20 protein-coding genes, 2 tRNA genes and 1 riboswitch are annotated in these 22258 nt (G+C 69.4%); of the genes, 13 read left to right on the top strand and 9 right to left on the bottom strand.

Features of this window, described 5'->3' with window-relative positions; translation table 11 throughout:
* The first annotated feature begins 25 nt into the window (after window positions 1-25).
* Entirely contained in the window at window positions 26-1141 is a 1116-nt protein-coding gene (locus AB0J46_RS25905; protein ID WP_364336210.1) for a PP2C family protein-serine/threonine phosphatase, read from the top strand.
* A gap of 142 nt (window positions 1142-1283) precedes the next feature.
* Here AB0J46_RS25905 and AB0J46_RS25900 read toward each other — a convergent pair whose 3' ends face one another.
* Window positions 1284-1880, bottom strand: coding sequence for a response regulator transcription factor (locus tag AB0J46_RS25900; RefSeq protein WP_352360440.1), 597 nt, complete (start codon window positions 1878-1880; stop codon window positions 1284-1286).
* Window positions 1881-2035: 155 nt separating this feature from the next.
* On the opposite strand from AB0J46_RS25900, the gene AB0J46_RS25895 reads away from it, so the two are divergent.
* Window positions 2036-3337: a M50 family metallopeptidase gene (locus AB0J46_RS25895; RefSeq protein ID WP_364336208.1), complete on the top strand. Its 1302-nt coding sequence runs from the start codon at window positions 2036-2038 to the stop codon at window positions 3335-3337.
* 26 nt (window positions 3338-3363) lie between these two features.
* On the opposite strand, the gene AB0J46_RS25890 is transcribed toward AB0J46_RS25895, so the two are convergent.
* Window positions 3364-4509 carry an amidohydrolase family protein gene (locus tag AB0J46_RS25890; protein ID WP_364336206.1) on the bottom strand — a complete coding sequence of 382 codons (1146 nt, stop codon included), beginning with the start codon at window positions 4507-4509 and terminating at the stop codon, window positions 3364-3366.
* Between the two features lie 150 nt (window positions 4510-4659).
* On the opposite strand from AB0J46_RS25890, the gene sigJ reads away from it, so the two are divergent.
* Window positions 4660-5568 carry an RNA polymerase sigma factor SigJ gene (gene sigJ, locus AB0J46_RS25885; RefSeq protein ID WP_364336204.1) on the top strand — a complete coding sequence of 303 codons (909 nt, stop codon included), beginning with the start codon at window positions 4660-4662 and terminating at the stop codon, window positions 5566-5568.
* 15 nt (window positions 5569-5583) lie between these two features.
* Here sigJ and AB0J46_RS25880 read toward each other — a convergent pair whose 3' ends face one another.
* From AB0J46_RS25880 to AB0J46_RS25865, 4 genes are all read right to left on the bottom strand, one after another.
* Entirely contained in the window at window positions 5584-6561 is a 978-nt protein-coding gene (locus AB0J46_RS25880; protein WP_364336202.1) for a hypothetical protein, read from the bottom strand.
* Window positions 6562-6566: 5 nt separating this feature from the next.
* Window positions 6567-6705: riboswitch (cyclic di-AMP (ydaO/yuaA leader) on the bottom strand.
* A 68-nt stretch (window positions 6706-6773) separates the two neighbouring features.
* Window positions 6774-7844, bottom strand: a complete 1071-nt coding sequence (galT, locus tag AB0J46_RS25875) for a galactose-1-phosphate uridylyltransferase (protein ID WP_364336200.1) — start codon at window positions 7842-7844, stop codon at window positions 6774-6776.
* Complete coding sequence (locus AB0J46_RS25870; RefSeq protein ID WP_125636437.1) at window positions 7841-8620, bottom strand: DeoR/GlpR family DNA-binding transcription regulator; 780 nt, start codon at window positions 8618-8620, stop codon at window positions 7841-7843. Before AB0J46_RS25870 ends, galT begins: the two co-directional genes overlap by 4 nt.
* Before the next feature lie 254 nt (window positions 8621-8874).
* Window positions 8875-10185 carry a TrpB-like pyridoxal phosphate-dependent enzyme gene (locus AB0J46_RS25865; protein WP_364336198.1) on the bottom strand — a complete coding sequence of 437 codons (1311 nt, stop codon included), beginning with the start codon at window positions 10183-10185 and terminating at the stop codon, window positions 8875-8877.
* Between the two features lie 95 nt (window positions 10186-10280).
* Here AB0J46_RS25865 and AB0J46_RS25860 point away from each other — a divergent pair, with 95 nt between their 5' ends.
* Complete coding sequence (locus AB0J46_RS25860; protein WP_364336196.1) at window positions 10281-10919, top strand: HAD family phosphatase; 639 nt, start codon at window positions 10281-10283, stop codon at window positions 10917-10919.
* On the opposite strand, the gene AB0J46_RS25855 is transcribed toward AB0J46_RS25860, so the two are convergent.
* Window positions 10873-11502, bottom strand: a complete 630-nt coding sequence (locus AB0J46_RS25855; RefSeq protein WP_364336194.1) for a uridine kinase — start codon at window positions 11500-11502, stop codon at window positions 10873-10875. The genes AB0J46_RS25860 and AB0J46_RS25855 overlap by 47 nt on opposite strands.
* A 113-nt stretch (window positions 11503-11615) precedes the next feature.
* On the opposite strand from AB0J46_RS25855, the gene AB0J46_RS25850 reads away from it, so the two are divergent.
* The gene (locus tag AB0J46_RS25850) at window positions 11616-11999 is read left to right on the top strand and encodes a hypothetical protein (RefSeq protein WP_364336192.1); all 384 of its coding nucleotides are present in this window, start codon (window positions 11616-11618) and stop codon (window positions 11997-11999) included.
* A gap of 96 nt (window positions 12000-12095) precedes the next feature.
* Here the strand turns inward: AB0J46_RS25850 and AB0J46_RS25845 are convergent.
* Window positions 12096-12169 (bottom strand) — tRNA-Gly (locus AB0J46_RS25845).
* Window positions 12170-12258: 89 nt separating this feature from the next.
* Between AB0J46_RS25845 and AB0J46_RS25840 the strand changes: the two genes are divergently transcribed.
* Window positions 12259-12335 (top strand) — tRNA-Pro (locus AB0J46_RS25840).
* 76 nt (window positions 12336-12411) lie between these two features.
* Window positions 12412-12912: a DinB family protein gene (locus tag AB0J46_RS25835; RefSeq protein ID WP_364336190.1), complete on the top strand. Its 501-nt coding sequence runs from the start codon at window positions 12412-12414 to the stop codon at window positions 12910-12912.
* Window positions 12913-12928: 16 nt separating this feature from the next.
* On the opposite strand, the gene AB0J46_RS25830 is transcribed toward AB0J46_RS25835, so the two are convergent.
* Window positions 12929-13420 carry an ATP-binding protein gene (locus AB0J46_RS25830; protein ID WP_358294636.1) on the bottom strand — a complete coding sequence of 164 codons (492 nt, stop codon included), beginning with the start codon at window positions 13418-13420 and terminating at the stop codon, window positions 12929-12931.
* 232 nt (window positions 13421-13652) lie between these two features.
* On the opposite strand from AB0J46_RS25830, the gene AB0J46_RS25825 reads away from it, so the two are divergent.
* The 6 genes from AB0J46_RS25825 (at window position 13653) to AB0J46_RS25800 (ending at window position 21888) form a co-directional block, all read left to right on the top strand.
* Window positions 13653-14519 (top strand): helix-turn-helix transcriptional regulator, encoded by an 867-nt coding sequence (locus AB0J46_RS25825; RefSeq protein ID WP_352360394.1) that lies wholly within the window; start codon window positions 13653-13655, stop codon window positions 14517-14519.
* A 166-nt stretch (window positions 14520-14685) separates the two neighbouring features.
* The gene (gene tig / locus AB0J46_RS25820) at window positions 14686-16071 is read left to right on the top strand and encodes a trigger factor (RefSeq protein ID WP_364336187.1); all 1386 of its coding nucleotides are present in this window, start codon (window positions 14686-14688) and stop codon (window positions 16069-16071) included.
* A 445-nt stretch (window positions 16072-16516) separates the two neighbouring features.
* Window positions 16517-17149, top strand: a complete 633-nt coding sequence (locus tag AB0J46_RS25815; RefSeq protein WP_352323605.1) for an ATP-dependent Clp protease proteolytic subunit — start codon at window positions 16517-16519, stop codon at window positions 17147-17149.
* Between the two features lie 11 nt (window positions 17150-17160).
* Window positions 17161-17784 carry an ATP-dependent Clp protease proteolytic subunit gene (locus AB0J46_RS25810; RefSeq protein ID WP_352323604.1) on the top strand — a complete coding sequence of 208 codons (624 nt, stop codon included), beginning with the start codon at window positions 17161-17163 and terminating at the stop codon, window positions 17782-17784.
* A gap of 184 nt (window positions 17785-17968) precedes the next feature.
* Window positions 17969-19252, top strand: a complete 1284-nt coding sequence (gene clpX / locus AB0J46_RS25805) for an ATP-dependent Clp protease ATP-binding subunit ClpX (protein ID WP_185067261.1) — start codon at window positions 17969-17971, stop codon at window positions 19250-19252.
* A 71-nt stretch (window positions 19253-19323) separates the two neighbouring features.
* Entirely contained in the window at window positions 19324-21888 is a 2565-nt protein-coding gene (locus AB0J46_RS25800; protein WP_364336185.1) for a valine--tRNA ligase, read from the top strand.
* Window positions 21889-22258 lie beyond the last annotated feature (370 nt).

Here is a 22258-nt window from a genome sequence, read left to right as displayed (position 1 = left end):
TCAGACCGATACAGTCACACGCATCATGAGTTCCCGTCCGGCGCCGTTGATTCCGCCACGGGTCCGTGCGGTCCTGGTGCGGGTGCCGTTCCTGGTGTCCGCCGTCCGGTTCGTCCGGAGAGGGCCGCTGGCCCGTGACCGCAACCTGCTCATCACACTGACCATGCTCTCGCTCGTCATCGGGCTGCTGGCGGCGAAGGTGTCCACCGAGTGGTTCTCGCCGTCGCTGCTCATCCTGGTCACCCTGATCGGCGGGCTGCAGCTGCGGCTGCGCAGCCTGGTCAAGCTGCTGGTGGCGGTAGGCGTCGCGCTGACCTACGTCGCGGCCACGCTCGGGGTGGCGCGGGTGGGGCTGGGGCTCACGGTGACGATCGTGTTCACCACCGTGCTCGCCGTGCTCATGGCCCGTACCCGGGGCAAGCTCGGCGTGCAGGGGCTGCGCGGCGACGCGATGCTGCTGGAGCTGCGCGACCGGCTCAGGAGTCAGGGCGAGCTGCCCCCGCTGCCGAAGGACTGGGGCGGCAAGGTGGTGCTCAAGCAGGCCGGGGGCTCGTCGTTCGGCGGCGACTTCCTGGTCTCCATGCGCGACGGCGACTCCGTGGAGATCGCCCTGGTCGACGTCTCCGGCAAGGGCGTCGACGCCGGCACCCGCGCGCTGCTGCTGTCGGGCACGTTCGGCGGGCTGCTCGGCTCGGTCGACGACTTCCTGCCCGCGTGCAACGCCTACCTCCACCGTCAGCGCGGCGACGAGGGCTTCGTGACGGCCGTGCACGTACGCCTCGATCTCGCCACCGGCGACTACACGATCACCTCGGCCGGCCATCCGCCGGTGGTGAAGCTCGACTCGGGCACCGGCAACTGGCAGGTCGCCTCGGCCAAGGGCGTGGTGCTCGGCGTGGTGCCCGACCTCCACTGCGAGCCCGACAGCGGCACCCTGCGCAAGGGCGACGCGCTGCTGCTCTACACCGACGGCCTGATCGAGCAGCCGGGGCGCGACATCGACGCCGGGCTCGACCGGCTGCTCGGCGAGGCGGAGCGGCTGCTGCCCTCCGGTTTCCGCGACGGCGCGAGGGCGCTGGTCAACGCGATGTCCTCGGGCCACAACGACGACTGCGCGCTGGTGTTGATCTGGCGTCCGTAGTGACGTTTCACACGGGTCAGGTCGTGATGGCGGTCACTGGCAACGGGTTCGGCGGGCTGAGATCATTCGACTGTTCGGGTCCCGGCGGAGCGGCGCGGCTCCACCGGGCCCGTCATCTCGTCCGGTTCCGCACAACCAGCCGCTACAACCAGCCGCTGTCGCTGGCGATGCGCACGGCGTCGAGCCGGTTGCGGGCGCCCGTCTTGCACATGATCCGCGACAGATGGTTGCGCACGGTGCCGACCGACAGGAACAACTGGTCGGCGATCTCGGTCGATCTCGCCCCGCCCGCCGCGATGCGCAGCACGTCGAGCTCCCGCCGGGTGAGCGGGTTGGCGGCCGACTGCAGGGCCGCCACCGCCAGCTCCGCCTCCACCGCCCGCCCGCCCGCGGCGACCTGGCGCACCCCCTCGGCCAGCCGCTCGGGCGCCACCCGCAGGCTCATGAACCCCAGCACGCTGCCGTTGAACGCCCTGCGCACCTGGCCGGGGCTCGGCCGGGCGGAGAGGATCAGCACCGAGCAGCGGGGGACCTGCTCGGTCAGCTGCGTGGCGACCGGCAGGCCCGGCAGGTCGAGATCGACGATCGCGACGTCGGGCGCGCTCGACCGCGCGGCCGGCAGCACACCGTCGGGGCTGCCCGTCTCGGCGACCACCCGCAGGTCGGGCTCGGCTTCGAGCGTGGCCTGCAGACCGCGTCGCACCAAGGGCAGGTGTTCGGCGATGAGTATGCGGATCAAGACGTCCCCCTCCATCGTCTCCCAGGGTGATCGGCTGATCGCTTACTGTCAATGCGGTCCGTTGATTCACCAAAGTGCGGGCAAGCCCGAGGGATGTGCTGAGTTCGACTAGTCTGGGAACGTCGAGACCGTCTGTCTGCCTGGAGCGCGCGTAGATGAACTGGCTCTTTGTCGCCGGGATCCTTCTGTTCCTGGTGGGGTTGATGGTCTCCGTCGGCCTGCACGAGGTGGGCCATCTCGTGCCGGCCAAGATCTTCGGCGTCCGGGTCACCCAGTACATGGTCGGCTTCGGCTCGACGGCCTGGTCCATCCGCAGGGGTGAGACCGAGTACGGCATCAAGTGGCTGCCGCTCGGCGGCTACATCCGCATGATCGGCATGCTGCCGCCGCGTCCTGGCGACGCTCCCGGCAGGCTGCGCAGCGCGTCGACGGGGCCGTGGCAGGGCCTGATCGAGACCGCCCGCGAGGCGGCCATGGAGGAGGTGCGGCCCGGCGACGAGGACCGCGTCTTCTACCGCAAGAAGTGGTGGCAGAAGATCATCATCATGTCGGGCGGCCCGGCGATGAACTTCGTGCTCGCCTTCATCTTCTTCAGCATCCTGCTGGTCGGCATCGGCCTGCCCAAGACCGCCCCGATCGTGTCGCCCGACACCAACACGTGCGTGATCCCCACCACCGAGGTGCGCAAGACGTGCGCGCCCACCGACGAGCGCACCCCGGCCGCCAAGGCGGGCGTCAAGGTCGGCGACCACATCGTCTCCCTCGACGGCCAGAAGATCGCGACCTGGCAGGACGCCACCCGCCTGATCCGCGGCCACGGCGCCGGCCCCGTCAAGCTGGGCATCGTCCGCGACGGCAGGCCGATGACGCTCGACGTCACCCTCATCGCCCGCGACATGGCGAACCCGACCGACGAGACCAAGATCGACAAGGGCGTCGGGTTCCTCGGCGTCGTGCCCTCCCAGGTCTTCGAGCAGCAGAGCATCGGGCAGGTGCCGGGCTACATGAGCGACCTGACCGGCCGCGTCGTGGGCTCGATGGTCAACCTGCCGGCGAAGATGGTCGGCGTCTGGAACGCCGCCTTCTCCGGCGACAAGCGCGACCCCGAGGGCCCGGTCGGCGTGGTGGGCGCGGGCCGGCTCGGCGGCGAGATCCTGGCCTCCGACATGTCCAACAAGAGCAAGCTGTTCACCTTCGTCAGCCTGCTGGCCGGGTTCAACCTGGCGATCGGCCTGTTCAACCTGATCCCGCTGCTGCCCCTCGACGGCGGCCACATCGCGGGCGGCCTGTGGGAGGGGATCAAGCGCGGCTACGCCAAGATCCTGCGCCGCCCCGAGCCCCGCTACGTCGACATCGCCAAGGTGCTGCCGCTCACCTACGCGATGGCGTTCGTGCTGATCATCATGGCCGGTCTGCTGGTCTACGCCGACCTGGTCAACCCCCTCACGCTCGGCTGACCCGGCCGGCGCGTCACCGGCAGGGGCTACCGCGCCTGGCGCACCCCGCGACGCCAGACCTCGGCGATGTCGCCGACGGCGGTGACGTCCCGGGTGGCGTCGCCCTCGACCAGCACCAGGTCCGCGCGCAGACCGGGGGCGATCCGGCCGCGGTCGGCCAGCCCGAAGTGCCGGGCGGGCACGCTGGTCGCGGCGGCCAGCGCCTCCTCGGCGCCGAGCCCCGCCTCGGTGAGCAACTGCAGCTCGCGGTGCAGGCCGGCGCCGTGGGCGGGCACGAACGGCGTGGCGTCGGTCCCGGCGAGCAGCGGCACGCCCGCGCCGCGCAGGGCCCGCAGCGCGCCGACGGCGTTGACGGAGCTGCCCGGGCGGGCGCAGTCGGCGGTCTCGACGTGCTGAGCCGTGATCGCCTCGAAGTAGGCCAGCGTGGTCACCACGAAGACCCCCTGGTCGCGCACCCGCCCGGCCAGGCGCAGCGAGGCCGGGTCGTCCGGCGCCAGGTCGGTCCACACGTGAGCCAGGCCGTCGACGCCGGCGTCGAGCGCGGTCCCCACCTCGGCGGCGGTGATCGCGTGCGCGATGACCAGCAGGCCCGCCTCGTGCGCCGCCACGGCCAGGGCGGCGGCGACCTCCGCCGTCATGACGGGGAGGTCGGCCCCGTGCACGACGCCGTCGTCAATGACGATCTTGAGGTAGTCGGCCCCTTCGGCCAGCCTGGCCTGGACGAACGCCGGCGCCTGCGCCGGGTCGGAGACGAAGTCGATCGCCGTGACGTCGAGCCCGTCCAGGACGGTGCCCGCCAGGGCCGCCAGCAGCTGGGTCGGGTGGCCGCCCGGAGCGGTGGCCAGCGTGCCGGCGCTGCGCAGGTCGGCCACGTCGTCGTGCTCGGCGGCCAGCCGCCGCTGCCCGGCGAGGATCTGCGGCAGGCAGAACATGTCGAGCTCGGTGGTGACCCCGTACCGCAGGGCCTGGGCCAGGCTGCCGTCGAACACGTGGGTGTGCGCGTCGATCAGGCCGGGCAGCAGCGTCCTGCCCGTGCCGTCCACCTCGGCGTCGGCCGGGTGACCCGCGCCGGCGCCGACCGCGGCGATCAGGCCGTCCTCGATCACCACGTCGGCCGTCGCGATGGTGTGCTCGCCGTCGAACACCCTGACGTCGCGGATCAATGTACGCATCGAAGCTCTCCCTTGTGAGTCGTGACGCCACCACAGAGGGGGAACCGGCCGGGAACTGTGACATGAGTGGCATAGATCACGCTTGATGCCTTCATGTCACAATCGCCACGCGTCGGGACTCTTCGGTTGCGACAGACGAGGAGGCACGCCATGACACCGACCCCGCGGCACCCCGCCGACGCCGCCACCGAGCAGTTCCTCGGCTACCGGGAACTGCTGTTCTCGGTGGTCTACAACATGCTCGGCAGCGTCGCCGACACCGAGGACGTGCTGCAGGAGGTGTGGCTGGCCTGGTCCGCCCGGCACCGCAGGCCGGACGCCGGACCGGTGGAGAACGTCCGGGCCTATCTGGTGCGGATCGCGGTGAACCAGGCGCTCGCCCGGCGGGCGGACCTGAGCCGCCGCCAGGAGACCTACGTCGGCTCCTGGCTGCCGGAACCGCTGGTCACGGCCCCCGACAACGCCGGGGGCGCCGCCGGGAGCGGGGAGTCGTTGTCGATGGCGGTGCTGGTCGTGCTGGAGACCCTGTCACCGCTGGAACGAGCGGTCTTCGTGTTGCACGAGGTGTTCGGTTTCAGCCATCCGGAGACGGCCGACATCCTCGGGCGCACGCCGGCGGCGGTCCGGCAGCTCGCGGCCCGCGCGCGCCGCCACGTCCACGCGCGCCGTCCTCGTCACCGAACCCAGCCCGACGTCCACGCCGAGGTGACCGAGCGGTTCGCCGCGGCCGCCCTCGGCGGTGACCTGCGGGCCCTGCTGGAGGTGCTGGCGCCGGAGGTGACCTTGTGGACCGACGGCGGCGGCAAGGGACCGGCCACCAGCCTGCGCCCGGTCCACGGCCGGGACCAGGTGGCGGCGCTGTTCATGTCCGTCGCCGCGACGCTGACCCCGGGCGCGGTGGACCTGCGCTACCGGCGCGTGGCCGGCGACCCGTGCGCGCTCGTCTTCTCCGGTGACGGCCCGCTGGCCGTGGTCGTCGTCGATCTCACGCCCGAGGGCGACCGGATCGCCGCCGTCTACTCGGTCACCAACCCCGACAAGCTCACCGGCATCCGCTGAGCCGCCGGTCCGCGGCTAGTTCATCGAGATGTGCACGTGGTCGTAGTGGTTCTCGGTGATGCTGCCGCGGTCGGACATCGAGCGCCAGCCCGAGCCCTGATTGATGCGCTGCTTCCAGATCACGTACTTGACGCCCAGCTTGGCCTTGTTCTTCAGCGCCCAGTCGGCCAGCCGGTCGCCGAGGGCGTTGTTGACGGCGCTCGGCATGGTGCCGCCAGTGCTCATCATGAAGTCGCAGGCCCGGCCGAGCGGGTGCTCGCCGCTGGAGCCGGACCGGAAGCAGCCCACCTCGTACGGCAGCGAGAAGTTCTTCTGCACCTGCGCGCGCATCAGCCGGGTGCGCGGCGTGATGTTGTCCGAGCCGGCCGGCAGCTCGGGCGCCCAGCTCCCGTCGGACTTCTTGCCCGGCCCGAACGGCACCAGGTCCTGGAGCTTCTTCTTGATGTCGTCGATGACGTCCTGGGCGTCGTCGCGCTGCTCGGCCACCTCCGCCGTGCCCGCCTTCAGCTCCGTCGCGAGCGCGGCGGCGGCCGTGGCGGCCTTCTTCTGGTCGTCGCGGGCCTTGGCCACGCTGTCCACGACCGCCTGCTGCTCGGCGGTGAGCTGTTCGAGCACGGCCGCGCCGCCGCCGTCCGGGGTCATCATGAACGCCGGCAGGGAGGTGTCGCCGTTCTGGTAACGCAGCCGGGCGATCTCGGCGACCCGCTGCTCGGCCGTGGCCAGCGCCTGCTCGGCGGCGGCGAGCCGCTGCTGGGCCGCGGTGGCGGCCTGCTGGGCCTTGGCCAGCTCGACCCGCTTGAGGTTGTACGTCTCGATGAGCTTGTCGACCTTGCGGTTGAGCTCCTTGAGCTGGGCCCGCAGCTGCGCCTCGGACGGCTTGGGCGCGGCCGCCACGGCGGCCGCCCCGGAGACCGAGGCGGCGGCCGGATGGACGAGCAGGGCGGTGGCGGTGATGAGACCGACGGCAAGACTCGCGGGGGACGAAGCCGCCACGTGGTTGTTCCTCTCCCTCTGCCGGCCGGGTTAGCTGACGGGTTCGGGCACGGGAGCAGTCCCTACCACTTGCGCGGATTCACCCCGGATGCGATGGGTCCCCGGCTCCCGGGCAACACGCCCGGGATTAGGCGTACAACGACCGTTATGGCCGATGTCTAACGGGATATTAGTGGTAGATCACGAGTCATGCGACTTTAATGAGAAACCAATTAGTGATCAATTCGTGATCGCAACATGCGTGCCGCCTCCTCCGGCAGCACGTCGTTGACGAAGGCCCCCATGGCCGACTCCGAGCCCGCCAGGTACTTCAGCTTCCCGGGCGCCCGCCTGATACTGAACAGCTCCAGGTGCAGGTAGGCCAGCTCGCGGCCGTACCGCACCGGCGCCTGGTGCCAGGCCGAGATGTACGGCATCGCCACCCCGAACAGCGCGTCGAGCGCCCGCAGCACCGAGGTGTACAGCGGCGCGAACGCGGCCCGCTCCTCCTCCGACAGCGCGGCCAGGTCGGGCACCTGCCGGTGCGGATACACGTGCACCTCGAACGGCCAGCGCGCGGCGGCCGGCACGAACGCCGTCCAGAGCTCGTTGGCGGCCACCACCCGCGTGCCGGCGGCCTGCTCGGCGGCCAGCACGTCGGCGAACAGGTTGCCGCCCGTGTGCCGCGAGGCGGCCCCCAGCTGGAGCTTGGTGCGCGGGGTCACGTAGGGATAGGCGTAGATCTGCCCGTGCGGGTGGGGGAGCGTGATGCCGATCTCCTCGCCCCGGTTCTCGAAGCAGAACACCTGCTCGACGCCCTCGATGCCGGACAGCTCGGCCGTGCGGTCGGCCCACGCCTCCATGACCAGCCGGACCTGGGCGTTGGAGAGCCTGGAGAAGGAGGAGGAGTGGTCGGAGGTGAAGCACACCACCTCACAGCGTCCGACACCCGGCCGCACCTCACTCAGGCCGCCGACATCCCCGTAAGTCCCAAAATTTCCGGAGAAAGAGGGAAAGCGGTTCTCGAACACCACCACGTCGTAGTCATGGGCAGGGATCTCCGACGCCCGCGTGGCGGACGACGGGCACAACGGGCACTCGTCGGCCGGCGGCAGGAACGTCCGCGTCTGCCGGTGCCCGGCGATCGCGATCCACTCCTCGGTCAGCGGGTCGTAGCGCAGCTCGGAGGCCACCGGCCGCGGGTCGAGCGGCCGCCGGTCGATCGCGCTCCGGTCGGCGTCGTCGCGCCGGTCGAAGTAGATCAGCTCTCGGCCGTCTGCCAGGTGGGTGATGGTGCGCTTCAAGGCGTGCCCTCCGCGATGATCAGTTCTCCGGCCCGTTCGGCCAGCTCGGTGCGTGCTTCCTCGGGCAGCCCCGCGTCGCTGATGACCACGTCGGCCTCGGTCAGCTCGGCGATCGTGCTGATGCCGACCGTGTTCCATTTGGTGTGGTCGGCGGGGACCACCAGCCGGTGCGCCGCGGCCACCAGCTCCCGGTCGGTCTCGGACTCCAGCAGGTTGGGCGTGGTGAACCCGGCGCGCAGGCTCATGCCGTGCACCCCGAGGAAGAGCGTGTCCACGTGCAGGCGGCGGATGGCCGCCACCGCCACGGGGCCGACGAGCGCGTCGGAGGGCGTGCGCACGCCGCCGGTCAGCACGACCGTGCGGTCGGCGCGCGGGTTGCGGTGGAAGACCTCGGCGACGGGGATCGAGTTGGTGATCACGGTCAGCTCGGGCACCGCGACCAGGTGGTGGGCCAGCGCCCACGTGGTGGTGCCGGCGGAGAGGGCCACGGCGGTGCCCGGCCGTACGAGGGTGGCCGCGTGCCGCGCGATGGCCTCCTTCTCCTGCTGCTGGCGGGCGGACTTGGCGGTGAAGCCGGGCTCTTCGGTCGAGCCGGGGCCGAGGGCCGTCGCGCCGCCGTGCACCTTCTCCAGCAGCCCGCGCTCGGCCAGCACCTCAAGGTCGCGGCGTATCGTCATGTCGGAGACGCCGAGCTCGCGCACGAGGTCGGCCACCCGGACGCCGCCGCTGCTGCGTACGCGTTCGAGGATCGTCTGCTGACGCTGCTGTGCGAGCACGCCCACCCCTTCCAACAGATTCCACCAAATTATGACACGAGTTTGTTGAGGAATGTTAGGTCACGGCGTATCGCTTGTGCGAGCCGCGGGCAGGGGAGACCTTGAAGGTCACGATCCCGACCGCTGGAGGTGAGCCCATGGCGAAGCGTGCACGCAAGGGCAGGGGGCGCAAGAAGAAGAAGGCGAACCACAGGAAGCGCCCGAACGCGAACTGAACACGGGTGGCCGCGGGTCCCGCGGCCACCCGTGTCATCTCAGCCGGGCAGCTCGGTGAGCGCCTGGTCGAGGCGCTCCTGCGGCAGCGAGTAGTCCTCCAGTTCGCCGGCCAGGTGGCGGTCGTAGGCGGCCAGGTCGAAGTGGCCGTGCCCGCACAGCGCGGTGAGGATCACCTTCTCCTCGCCGCTCTCCTTGCAACGCAGCGCCTCGGCGATGGTCTCGGCCAGCGCGTGCGTGGGCTCGGGGGCCGGGACGATGCCCTCGGTCCGCGCGAAGCGCACACCCGCCTCGAAGCACTCGCTCTGGGTACGGGTCACCGCCTCGAACAGCCCCAGCTCGTACATGTGGGACAGCAGCGGCGCCATGCCGTGATAGCGCAGCCCGCCGGCGTGGATCGGGTCGGGGACGAAGGAGTGCCCGAGGGTGTGCATCTTCAGCAGCGGCGTCAGCCCGGCGGTGTCGCCGAAGTCGTAGGCGTACACGCCGCGGGTGAACGACGGGCAGGCGGCCGGCTCGACCGCCCTGAACTGGGTGCCGATCCGTCCGGCCAGCTTCTCCCGCAGGAAGGGGAAGGCCAGGCCGGCGAAGTTGGAGCCGCCGCCGGTGCAGCCGATGACCAGGTCGGGCAGCTCGGGCAGCTGCGCCAGGGCCTCCTCGCCGATCACCGTCTGGTGCATGAGGACGTGGTTGAGCACCGAGCCGAGCGCGTACCGGGCCTCGGGGTTCGCGGCGGCCACCTCGACCGCCTCGCTGATCGCCAGCCCCAGGCTGCCGGGGGAGGCGGGGTCGTCGGCCAGCGCCTTGCTGCCCGCGCCGGTGAGGGGGGAGGGGCTGGGGTGGACGGTGGCGCCGTACACGCGCATGAGCGAGCGCCGGTACGGCTTCTGGTCGTAGGACGCCCGAACCATCCAGATCCGGCATTCGATGTCGAACTGGGCGCAGGCGAACGCCAGGGCCGACCCCCACTGTCCCGCGCCGGTCTCCGTGGTCAGCAGCCGCACGCCTTCCTTGGCGTTGTAGTACGCCTGCGGCACGGCGGTGTTCGCCTTGTGCGACCCGGCCGGTGAGACGCCCTCGTACTTGTAGTAGATGCGGGCCGGCGTGTCGAGGGCCTTCTCCAGCCGGTGCGCCCTGATCAGCGGCGTGGGCCGCCACAGCCGGTAGACGTCGACGACCTCCTTGGGGATGGGCACGTAGCGGTCGCCGCTGACCTCCTGCGCGATGAGCTCCATGGGGAACAGCGGCGCGAGGTCGTCCGGCCCGACGGGACGGCGGGTGCCGGGATGCAGCGGCGGCGGAGGCGGCACGGGAAGATCGGGAACGATGTTGTACCAGTTGCCAGGGATCACCGTTTCAGTTTGAGCCGCCCCTGCGGGCCGTCAAGGGTCTGGACACGGACACGTTCCTTCTTTACCTTGGTTGAATCAGTTCACAGGAGGAGCATATGAAAATCGATGCGGTCGTGTTCGACATCGGCGGGGTGCTGGAGCTGACGCCGTCCCTGGGCGTGACGGCCAGGTGGGAGGAGAAGCTCGGGCTGCCCGCCGGGCACATCGACGCCCAGTTGGAGTCGACCTGGCTGGCCGGGGCGGTCGGCGAGTTGACGGAGGGGCAGGCCGCCGCCGAGGTGGCCAACGTGCTCGGCGCGCACGCCGAGGGGTTCATGGCCGACGTCTGGACGGAGTACCTCGGCACGCCCAACACCGAGCTCATGGCGTACCTGGGCGCCCTGCGTCCGCGCTACCGCACGGGCCTGGTGAGCAACAGCTTCGTCGGCGCCAGGGAACGCGAGCAGGCCGCGTACGGCTACTCCGGCCTGGTGGACCACATCGTCTACTCGCACGAGGCGGGAGTGCGCAAACCGGACCCGCGCATCTACCTGACGGCCTGCGACGCCCTCGGCGCCGACCCCGCCGCCACGGTGTTCCTCGACGACCACGAGCCGTACGTCGAGGGCGCCCGCGCGGCCGGCCTGCACGCCGTGCGCTTCACGTCGAACGCCCAGGCGATCGCCGAGCTGGACGCGCTGCTCGGGCTCAGCCGTCCGTCAGCACCGCCGGCCGGTCCGGATGGTCGGCCCTGACCACCACGTCGGCGGCCCGCTGCGGGCGCGCCTCGCGTTCGTACCGCTCGTAGGCCGGCAGCCGCCACCGCTCGTCCTGCGGCGTGCGCCGCGCCAGCGCCCCCGCCGACAGCCACACGTGCACGCTCACCTCGAACGGCAGCCCCCGCCCCAGCAGCAGCGTGCCGTCCACGAGCACCACCCCGCCCGGCGCCAGCTCCCGGTACGGCAGCCGGTACGCGCGATCGATCCCGCTGTCCCACAACGCCGGCAGCACCCGCCCCGAGCCGCCCGGCGCCAAGGGTTCGAGCACCTCGCGCAGCAGGCCCTTGACGTCGAGCCAGTCCTCGTAGAAGACGTCGGGATCGGTCCGGCCGTGCTCCAGCCGGAGCGAGGCCGGCCGCAGGAAGTCGCCCGCCGACACCCGCAGCACGGGCCGGCCGCGCAACCGCAGCGGCGCGACCAGCTCGTCGGCCAGTGCGCCGGGCCCCGCCGCGGGCGCCCCGTCGACCGCCACCCGCACCCAGGCGTCCTTGGGCCGCGCGGCGACGAGCTCGGCCAGCTCCTCGACGAGCGCCTCCCGGGAGATCGGACGTGCACGCATCGACGCCAGCCTACGCCCCTGAAGATCACAAAAGGCCAGGCCCCGGCCGCCCCCGCGCGGGTGCGGCGGCGCAGCCGCAAGCTCCCGGGGTGTGCTCGTGCCAGGATGACCGCATGGACCACTGGGGGCCTGTGCCGGACGAGGGCCTCTCACTCCTCGTCGGTCGTGAAGTGTCAGCAGTCTGTTTCGTGCGGGATCACGTTGAGCTGCATTTCGACGGTGTGATCCTCCGGGCGCTCGCCGATCCGTTCGGTTTGTACGGATGCCGGGGCTGGCGTTTCCCGCACGGCGACGCACCTGTGGTCCTGCGCCACTACATCGGTCACGTGATCGACGGCTACGAGATGATGCCGGCCAGGTTCCTGGCGGTTGACTCCGGCGAGCATCGGTTCGCGATCCCGCTGGGCGAAGACGCCCGTGTCGGTCAGGAGGCCGCACATCTCGTCGTCCCCGAGGATGCGGCCCGCGACGGGCGGCACGGCATGTGGATCTGGTGAGGGCACCGCCCTGAGTCTCGTCATCACAGAAGGACAAGATCGGATAACAGTGCGGCCCAGGCTCGGGATCATCTCCCGGACCTGGGCCTTCGTGCTTGGAGCGGACGACGGGAATCGAACCCGCGTAGCTAGTTTGGAAGACTAGGGCTCTACCATTGAGCTACGTCCGCGCGAACCGGTCGAACTCTGGTCTAGACTTCATCCGGTCGTCAGGGCGTAAGCGTACCGGAGTCACGGACCGCATGCGCACCCGGCGAGGCGGGGCGTGGCGCAGCTTGGCAGCGCGCTTGCTTTGGGAGCAAGAAGTCGCAGGTTCAAATCCTGTCGCCCCGACCAGGTCATCGGCCCCCTCCGACGCGGAGGGGGCTTCTTGGTTCGCGGACCCGGACGAAGTGCCCACTAAGGTCGAGGCGTGACAGACAATCGTGTGCCCCCGCCCTTCGCCGGCGACGAACGGACCGTGCTCGGCAACTGGCTCGAATGGCATCGCGGCACGCTGGCCGTCAAGTGCGCCGGCCTCACCGACGAGCAGCTCAGGCTCCGCTCCGCCGAGCCGTCCGCCATGTCGCTGCTCGGCCTGGTCCGGCACCTGGCGCACGTGGAGCGCGTCTGGTTCCGCCGCGTGCTGAACGGCGAGGACATCCCCCGCCTGTGGAACAAGGACGTCGACAACGACGCCGACTTCAACGACGTGGACGAAGCCTCGGTGGAGGAGGCGTTCGCCACCTGGCAGGACGAGATCGAGCGCGCCCGCGCCATCTCGGCCGCCAAGCCCCTCGACGCCGTGGGCGACCGGAACGGCCAGGACTGCACCCACCGCTGGATCCTCGTCCACATGATCGAGGAGTACGCGCGCCACAACGGTCACGCCGACCTGCTGCGCGAGCGCATCGACGGCGCCACCGGCGAGTAGCGGCCAGGCCGAGGGCTCAGCCCTCTTCGGAGCCCTCTTCGGCGCGGAACAACGCCCACACGGCCTTGCCGCCGCGGTCGAGCGGGTCCCAGCCCCAGCACTGGCTGTAGGTCTCGACGATGTAGAGGCCGCGCCCGTTCTCGGAGATGAAGTCCGGCTCCTTGCGGCGGGGCACCTCGTCGCTGGGGTCCGCCACCGCCAGCAGCACGTGCGGCGACACGCGCATCAGCAAGAGCTCGATCTCCCGCCGGCCGGCCGCGTACATCGCGTACCTGACGGCGTTCGTCACCAGCTCGGACACCACGAGCGCGGCGTCGTCGCTCAGCTCGTGCAGGCCCCATCCCCGCAGCGTGGAGCGGGTCACGTCCCTGGCGGTCTTCACCGAGTCGGCCTGGAAGGGCAGGGGACACGCGGTCGTGTTCGGCTTCCCGCCCTTGAGCAGGTGGTCGAACCCCACCTCACGGGTGATCTGCAGGCAATCGGCAGTGGCCAGAGGATCCTCCACCATGCCGCCGATACCTCCCCGTAGCCCTCGGTTTAGTGCATGTTTGGCCCACAATGCACTAAGCCATCATGGGTCACGAACGCGGCGGCTGCAAGACCCAAATGCACGTGCAGCTGCAATGTGCAACAGCATGCGCCTTTTGGGGCAAATCTCTCCTAATCGGACACGAGGTTGAGACCTTGTCATACCCGGCAATGTGGTGTCACTGTGTGTGCGGACCTTGATAGGAGGCAAAGTGACGCAGAACCAGCCGGGTTCCGGGCCGACGGCGCTGCGCATCCTCCTGGGCTCCCAGCTGCGAAAGCTCAGGGAGGCGAAGAACGTCACCCGCGAGGAGGCGGGGCACCTCATCAGGGGCTCCGAATCCAAGATCAGCCGCATGGAGCTGGGCCGGGTGGGGTTCAAGGAACGTGACGTCTCCGACCTGCTCACCCTGTACGGCGTCGTGGACCCGCAGGCGCGAGCCGCCGTGCTCGACCTGGTGGCCACCGCGAACGAACCCGGCTGGTGGCACCGGTTCAACGACGTCCTCCCCACGTGGTTCCAGGCGTACGTCGGCCTCGAGGAGGCCGCCGCCCGGATCAGGACCTACGAGGTCCAGTTCGTGCCGGGACTGCTGCAGACCAAGGAGTACGCCCGGGCGGTCGTCACCGCCGGAGCGGCGGGCATCGCGGCGGAGGAGATCGCCAGGAGGGTCGACCTCAGGCTCGAACGCCAGCGCATCTTCGACCGGCCGGACGGTCCCGTCTTCTGGGCCGTGATCGACGAGGCGGCGCTGCGCCGGCCCATCGGCGGCGTCGAGGTCATGCGCGCCCAGCTGGAACACCTCATCGACCTCATGCGTCAGCCCAGCATCACCATCCAGATCATGCCGTTCAGCTTCGGCGGCCACAGCGCCGAGGGCGGCGCCTTCAGCATCCTGCGCTTCCCCGACCGCGACCTGCCCGACGTGGTCTACGTCGAGCAGCTGGCCAGCGCCCTGTACCTGGACAAGCGTGAGGACGTGGACCGATACACGGAGGTCATGGAGCGGCTGTGCGCCGTGAGCACCACTCCTGATGAGACGATCGATCTGCTGCGGACGATCGCCGAGGAGTTCTGACGGCGACGGCGTCGTTGTTCGGTACGCATCTGCCCTAGACTGGCCATCGGCGTTGGATCCCGCCGTGGCGGAGCATGCCCAACGCCGCTCATGTGGGCGCGGCGCGTGAGCCGTACCGAATGGACGCGCCCGCGATCACTCGTAGCTTGATCAAGGAGACCATTCCGTGAAGACCGCTGTCGAGGAGCTCAGCCCGACCCGGGTCAAGCTCACCGTCGAGGTGCCGTTCGAAGAGCTGCGCCCGAGCATGGATGCGGCGTACAAGAAGGTCGCGCAGCAGGTGCGCGTCCCCGGGTTCCGGCCTGGCAAGGTTCCGGCCCGCATCATCGAGCAGCGCTTCGGCCGGGCGGTAGTGCTGGAGGAGACCCTCAACGACGCGGTGCCCAAGCTCTACGGCCAGGCCGTCGACGAGGTCGACGTGTTCCCGGTGAGCCAGCCCGACATCGAGGTCACGAAGATCGACGACGGTGAGCAGATCGAGTTCACCGCCGAGGTCGACATCCGGCCCAACTTCGAGGTGCCCGACTACCAGGGCGCCGAGATCACCGTCGACTCCGCCGAGGTCTCCGACGAAGACGTCGACGCCCAGCTCGACTCGCTGCGCCAGCGCTTCGCGACGCTGACCGGCGTCGAGCGCGCGGCCGCCAACGGCGACTTCGTGGTGATGGACCTGCGCGCCGAGATCAACGGCGAGAACATCGAGGAGCAGCAGGCCAGCGAGGTCTCTTACGAGGTCGGCGCCGGCTCCGTGCTCCAGGGCCTCGACGACGCCCTCGAGGGCATGTCCGCGGGCGAGGAGAAGAGCTTCAAGACCGAGCTCGTCGGCGGCGAGAACGCCGGCGAGGAGGCCGACGTGATCATCAACGTCAAGTCGGTCAAGGAGAAGGTCCTGCCCGAGCTCGACGACGAGTTCGCCCAGCTCGCCAGCGAGTTCGACACGCTCGACGAGCTCAAGGCCAGCATCCGTGAGCAGGCCCGCCGCAACAAGCTCATCGACCAGGTCGTTCAGGCCCGCGAGAAGGCCCTCGACGCGCTGCTCGAGAAGATCGACATCCCGCTGCCCGAGAGCGCGCTCAAGGCCGAGGTCGACGCCCGCAAGCACAACCTCGACCACCAGATCGCCGAGAGCGGCCTCAGCCGCGACGCCTTCTTCCGTCTGTACCAGACGACGGAGGAGGAGCGTTTCGCCGAGTTCGACAGCAACTCCGCCAAGGCGCTCAAGGTCGGCTTCGTGCTCGACAAGATCGTCAAGGCCGAGGAGCTGGGCGTCAACGAGCAGGAGCTGACCAACTTCGTGGTGCGCCGCGCCATGGAGATGGGCGTCCAGCCGAACGAGCTGGCCAAGCACCTGGCCGACAACGACCAGCTCACGCTGGCCATGGTCGAGATCGTCCGCGACAAGGCCAAGTCCGTGCTGGGCGACGCCGCCAAGGTCGTCGACAGCGAGGGCAACGAGGTCGACCTCAAGGCCATCTACGCCGAGATCAACGGCGCCCCGGTGGAGGAGGAGGCCGACGAGGCCGCCGAGTCCGAGGAGAAGGCCGAAGCCTGACCTTCCACGAAGCCCCCGGACCCCATGGGTTCGGGGGCTTCGTGTTTCCGGCCGCGGCGGCGCGCCTGGCGCGTCCGCGAGCACGACCGAGCGCGTGTACGCGCCCACAAGGCACCTGACGATCCCGCGGGGCGCGAACGGCCCCTCAGGCGCGCGGGCCGCCCTCCGACGGCTCGACAGCCCCTCACCGCCACCGCACGGCATCCCTCGATACGCAACCCCACAAGCTCCACGAGCCCCATCAGCACGGCGCCATCCCAGCCGAAACGCCCACAGAGCCCGACCATGAGCTGGACGTGGAGGAACGGCGTAGGCTGACAGAAGACCGGTCACCCAGACCTGCGCCGTCAGCGAACAGTACGGGGGACCGGGCATGACCTGTGGGCGTCGCGCGTTAAGGTCACAAGCAAAGCCAATCACTTACGACGCATCGGAAGGTGACGCTGTGACCAGCCCGCCGACCTTCTATCAGCCTGAGTCGCGAGGCCGTGAGAACGGCTCGTCCTTCCGGCTTGAGGACCAGCTTTACCAGCGCCTGCTGCGTGAGCGCATCATCGTGCTCGGTCAGGAGGTCAACGACGAGATCGCCAACCGGATCTGCGCCGAGCTGTTGCTGCTCGCGGCCGACGACCCCGAGCGCGACATCACGCTGTACATCAACTCGCCGGGGGGCTCGGTGAGTGCCGGTATGGCGATTTACGACATGATGGAATATGTGCCTAACGACGTGTCCACGGTGGTGATGGGCATGGCCGCCTCCATGGGGCAGTTCCTGCTCACCGCCGGCGCCCGCGGCAAGCGCTACGGCCTGCCGCACGCCCGCGTCATGATGCACCAGCCGTCCGGCGGCATCGGCGGCACCGCGGCCGACATCGCCATCCAGGCGGAGCAGATGCTCTACGTGAAGAAGACGCTCGCCGAGCGGATCGCCTTCCACACCGGGCAGCCGCTGGACCAGATCGAGTCCGACTCCGACCGTGACCGCTGGTTCACGGCCGAGGAGGCGAAGGACTACGGCTTCATCGATCACGTGGTGCGCAGCGCGCGGCAGGTGCCCTCCGTGGGCCCGGTCTCCTAGGGGGAGCTGACATGAACATCCAGAGCCGTTACGTTCTCCCCTCCTTCGTCGAGCGCACGTCCTACGGCGTGAAGGAGATGAACCCGTACAACAAGCTCTTCGAGGACCGCATCATCTTCCTCGGAGTGCAGATCGACGACGCGTCGGCCAACGACGTGATGGCCCAGCTGCTGACGCTGGAGTCGCTCGACCCCGACCGTGACATCAGCATCTACATCAACTCGCCCGGCGGCTCGTTCACGGCCATGACGGCGATCTACGACACGATGCAGTTCGTCCGGCCGGAGATCCAGACCGTCTGCCTCGGCCAGGCCGCGTCCGCCGCGGCCGTGCTGCTGGCCGGCGGCACCCCGGGCAAGCGCTTCGCGCTGCCCAACGCCCGGGTGCTGATCCACCAGCCCTCCACCGAGGGCGGTGGCCAGGGAAGCGACATCGAGATCCAGGCCCGCGAGATCCTGCGCATGCGATCCCTCCTCGAGGACATCGTGGCGAAGCACACGGGCAAGGCCTCCGCCGACATCCGCAAGGACATCGAACGCGACAAAATTCTCAACGCGGACGAGGCAAAGGCGTATGGTCTGATCGACGACATCATCCCGACCAGGAAGAAACGAGCTCAGGCCGTCGCTTCCTAGTTGAGATGTGACGCACCGGAGCGCTGCCCAATAGGGCACGTTCCGGTGCGACTCGCCGCTAGGGGGCTCACTGAGGGCCCAGAAGACGGTAACGTCGAAACCTGAGCGGTTCGGCCTAGTCCGGAGGATGTCCGGAGACACTGCTCGCGTGAGCAGGGCGGTCCCACGCAAAGGAGTATCTGGGGTGGCACGCATCGGCGACGGGGGAGACCTGCTGAAGTGCTCTTTCTGCGGGAAGAGCCAGAAGCAAGTCAAGAAGCTCATTGCCGGTCCAGGCGTCTACATCTGCGATGAGTGCATCGATCTCTGCAACGAGATCATCGAGGAGGAGCTCTCCGAGTCCTCCGAGCTCAAGTGGGACAACCTGCCCAAGCCGAGGGAAATCTATGAGTTCCTCGACGCCTACGTCATCGGACAGGACAAGGCGAAGAAGGCGCTCTCGGTGGCGGTCTACAACCACTACAAGCGGGTGCAGTCCGGCGACCGGGGTAGAGACGACGGCCTGGAGCTGGCCAAGAGCAACATCTTGCTGCTCGGGCCGACCGGGTCGGGAAAGACTCTCCTCGCACAGACTCTGGCGAAGATGCTCAACGTGCCCTTCGCCATCGCCGACGCGACGGCCCTCACCGAGGCCGGCTACGTCGGCGAGGATGTCGAGAACATCCTGCTCAAGCTCATCCAGGCCGCCGACTACGACGTCAAGAAGGCCGAGACGGGCATCATCTACATCGACGAGGTCGACAAGATCGCCCGCAAGAGCGAGAACCCGTCGATCACCCGCGACGTCTCCGGCGAGGGCGTGCAGCAGGCGCTGCTGAAGATCCTCGAAGGCACGACGGCCTCGGTGCCGCCGCAGGGCGGGCGCAAGCACCCGCACCAGGAGTTCATCCAGATCGACACCACCAACGTGCTGTTCATCTGCGGTGGAGCCTTCGCCGGCCTCGAAAAGATCATCGAGTCGCGCATCGGCAAGAAGGGCATCGGCTTCAACGCCATCATCCGCTCGAAGGAAGAGGTCGACACGGCCGACATCTTCGGCGACGTGATGCCCGAAGACCTGCTGAAGTTCGGCATGATCCCCGAGTTCGTCGGCCGCCTGCCGGTCATCACCTCGGTCCACAACCTCGACCGCGAGGCCCTCATCCAGATCCTCACCGAGCCCCGCAACGCGCTGGTCAAGCAGTACCGCAAGCTGCTGGAGCTCGACGGCGTGGAGCTGGAGTTCACCGACGGCGCCCTGGAGGCCATCGCCGACCAGGCGATCCTGCGCGGCACCGGCGCCCGCGGGTTGCGCGCGATCCTGGAGGAGGTGCTCCAGTCCGTCATGTACGAGGTGCCCTCCCGCCAGGACGTCGCCCGCGTGGTCATCACCCGCGAGTCGGTGCTGGAACACGCGATCCCGACGCTCGTCCCGCGCGACCAACTCGCCGCCAAGCAGCAGCGCACGCCGCGCGAGAAGTCGGCCTGACCTTCCTCGAAAACGCCCCCGGGTCCGTCCCGGGGGCGTTTCGCTTGTCCGGCTCCCTAGAATTGGTGCTTGTGACAACGCAAGAGCTGCCCACCCAATACACGCCGGCCGACGTCGAGACCCGTAGCTACGAGCGCTGGGTGTCCGAAGGCTACTTCCACGCCGACCCGGGCAGCTCGCGCGTGCCGTACAGCATCGTCCTCCCGCCGCCCAACGTGACGGGCGTCCTGCACATCGGTCACGCGCTCGACCACTCCATCCAGGACGCGCTGACCCGCCGCGCCCGCATGCAGGGCCGCGAGACGTTGTGGCTGCCCGGCATGGACCACGCCGGCATCGCCACCCAGAACGTCGTGGAGCGCGAGCTGGCCAAGCAGGGCCTGTCCCGCCACGACCTGGGCCGCGAGGCGTTCGTCGAGCGCGTCTGGGAGTGGAAGGAGGAGTCCGGCGGCAGGATCCTCGGCCAGATGCGCAAGCTCGGCGACGGCGTCGACTGGGAGCGCGAGCGCTTCACCATGGACCCGGGGCTGTCACGGGCCGTCCAGACCATCTTCAAGAAGCTCTTCGACGACGGGCTCATCTACCGCGCCGAGCGCATCATCAACTGGTGCCCGCGCTGCCTGACCGCGCTGTCCGACATCGAGGTCGAGCACAGCGAGGACGAGGGCGAGCTGGTCTCGATCCGCTACTCCGACGAGATCGTCGTGGCCACCACCCGCGCCGAGACCATGCTGGGCGACACCGCCGTGGCCGTCCATCCCTCCGACGAGCGCTACGCCCACCTGGTCGGCACGATGGTCGAGGTGCCGCTGACCGGCCGCATGATCCCCGTGGTCGCCGACGAGCACGTCGATCCCGCCTTCGGCACCGGCGCGGTCAAGGTCACCCCGGCCCACGACCCCAACGACTTCGAGATCGGCCGCCGCCATTCGCTGCCGTCCCTCACCGTCATGGACGAACGCGGCGTCATCACCGCCCACGGCCCGTTCCAGGGGCTCGACCGCTTCGAGGCGCGCCCGGCCGTGGTCGCCGCGCTGCGCGCCGAGGGCCGCATCGTCGCCGAGAAGCGTCCCTACCTGCACTCGGTCGGCCACTGCTCGCGCTGCAAGACCGTGGTGGAGCCGCGGCTGTCGCTGCAGTGGTTCGTCAACGTCTCGCCGCTGGCCAAGGCCGCCGGCGACGCCGTGCGTGACGGCCGCACCCGCATCCACCCGCCGGAGCTGGCCAAGCGCTACTTCGACTGGGTCGACGACATGCACGACTGGTGCATCTCCCGTCAGCTGTGGTGGGGCCACCGCATCCCGGTCTGGTACGGCCCGGGCGGCGAGGTCGTCTGCGTCGGCCCCGACGAGGAGCCGCCGGCCGGATACACCCAGGACTCCGACGTCCTCGACACCTGGTTCTCCTCCGGACTGTGGCCGTTCTCCACGCTCGGCTGGCCCGACTCCACCCCGGAGCTGGAGAAGTTCTATCCGACCTCCGTGCTCGTCACCGGCTACGACATCCTGTTCTTCTGGGTGGCCAGGATGATGATGTTCGGGCTCTATGCCATGGACGGCCGTCCGCCGTTCCAGACGGTCGCCCTGCACGGCATGGTCCGCGACCAGTACGGCAAGAAGATGTCGAAGTCGTTCGGCAACGTGGTCGACCCGCTCGACTGGGTCGAGCGCTTCGGCGCCGACGCCACCCGCTTCACGCTGCTGCGCGGCGCCAACCCCGGCGCAGACGTGGCGGTGAGCGAGGAATGGGCGGCCGGCTCGCGCAACTTCTGCAACAAGATCTGGAACGCCACCAGGTTCGCGCTGATGAACGGCGCGGCGGTGGGCTCGCTCGACGGGCTCGACCTCACCGCGGCCGACCGCTGGATCCTGTCCCGCCTGCAGACCGTGGTGAGCGCCGCCGACGCGGCCTTCGACGAGTACGAGTTCGCCAAGGCCTCCGACCTGCTCTACCACTTCGCCTGGGACGAGGTCTGCGACTGGTACCTGGAGCTGGCCAAGATCCAGCTCGGGGAGGGGCTCGAACACACCCGGCTCGTGCTCGGGCACGTGCTCGACGCGTTGTTGCGGTTGATGCACCCGCTGGTGCCGTTCGTCACCGAGGAGTTGTGGCGGGCGGTGACGGGTGGCGAGTCGATCGTCGTGGCCCCTTGGCCGCAGAGCGACGCCCGCTACGCCGACCCGGCGGCCGAGGCCGAGATCGACGCGCTGCAGGAGCTCGTCACCGAGGTCCGCAGGTTCCGTTCCGACCAGGGGCTCAAGCCCGGCCAGAAGGTCGCCGCCCGTCTGGGGTTGTCCGGCACGCCGCTGGAGGCCCAGGAGCGGGCGATCCGCGCGCTGCTGCGGCTGACCGAGCCGGCGGAGACGTTCAACGCCACAGCGCGCCTCAGCGTGGGCGCGGTGACCGTGGAGATCGACACCGCGGGCGCCATCGACGTGGTGGCCGAGCGCAAGCGCCTGGAGAAGGATCTGGCCGCCGCCCGGAAGGAAGCCGCGCAGGCGGCCGGCAAGCTGGGCAACGAGCAGTTCATGTCCAAGGCGCCCGACGACGTGGTCGCCAAGGTCCGGGGCCGGGCCGAGCAGGCCGCCGCGGACATCGCGCGGCTTGAGGCACAGCTGTCCGGGCTCGGGGTTTAGAGCATACGAACGCGGGGAAGGTCCATTCGTTACCGAAGATGGACCTTCGACGTCCTCAGGGCTGCTAGAGTTTTCAACGCGGGGCCGATCGGCCCCGACACCCCTTCTGATCAACCCCGACTTTCGGGCTGTCTGACCTGGCGGTTGGACAAGGGCTGGAAGTTAGAGTAAGTTAGCAGGGTTGCTCCGAAACGGAGCAGGTCCGGAAGCTCCCGGATCGGGCGGTTTGACAAGAATCGTCCGGATCTGGTAGACTGAAGGAAATGAAATGTGAGCGCCTCTGAGCGGGGATCCGGGAACGGGTTCTGGTGAGGAAGTACGCGTCCGTTTCTTGAGAACTCAACAGTGTGTTAAAAGCCAGTGCATGAAA

It is taken from the genome of Nonomuraea sp. NPDC049758, from assembly GCF_040674635.1.
Lineage (GTDB): Bacteria > Actinomycetota > Actinomycetes > Streptosporangiales > Streptosporangiaceae > Nonomuraea.
The sequence above is the reverse complement of the archived record's forward strand: the minus strand, read 5'-3'. Positions and strand labels throughout refer to the sequence as shown.